The sequence below is a fragment of the Methylobacterium sp. CCH5-D2 genome (assembly GCF_001556475.1).
Taxonomy (GTDB): Bacteria; Pseudomonadota; Alphaproteobacteria; order Rhizobiales; family Beijerinckiaceae; genus Methylobacterium; species Methylobacterium hispanicum.
The window spans coordinates 1-662 of sequence record NZ_LSIX01000105.1; the positions used below are offsets into that span (position 1 = coordinate 1).

General features: G+C 79.8%; 1 pseudogene. It reads left to right on the forward strand.

The window, feature by feature from the left end:
• A pseudogene (locus tag AX737_RS33995) lies at positions 1-516 on the forward strand (protein-glutamate methyltransferase); the annotation flags it as partial.
• Positions 517-662 lie beyond the last annotated feature (146 nt).

Below are 662 nucleotides of genomic sequence, written 5' to 3' on the forward strand. Positions count from 1 at the left end.
GAGCCGGTCTCCGGGCCGATCTCCGAACTGGGTTCCGAGCCGACCGCCCCGCCGGACGAGCCCGCCCCGCCGCCTGGACCCGCCGAGGCGCTCCCGCCCGAGGGCAAGGAGTCCGGGCCGGATCCCGCTCCGGACCCCGAGGCGGCGCTGGCCGAGATCCGGGCGCGCGCCGACGCGGGCGAGAGCGGCGCGGCCTGGCGCGCGCTGCGGGCGGCGCTCGCCGCGCGCCCGACCGACCCGACCTTGCGCTTCTACGAGGGGCTGATCGCGGCCGAGGCCGAGCGCGCCTTCCGGGCGGCGCTCTATCTCGATCCGGGCTTCGTCATGGCCCACCACCATCTCGGCCTGCTGCTCGCGGGCCTGGGGCGGACCGAGGCGGCGCGCCGGGCCCTCGACAACGCGCTGCGGCTGAGCCAAGCCCTGCCGCCGGAGACGGTGCTCCGCGAGGGTGACGGCGCGACCGCCGCCGAGATCGCGGCCGGCGCGCGCGCGGCGCGGGACGGCATCGGGCGATGAACGAGGGGGACCCGCGTGGCCCCGGGGCGGTGAGGGAGAGCGCCGGCACGATGCCGATCAGAACGGCGAACGAGACCGCGGAGCGGGCCCGTGCCCTGCGCGCCGCCCGCACCGAGGCCCTGGCCCGGCGGGGGCTCGGTGCGGGC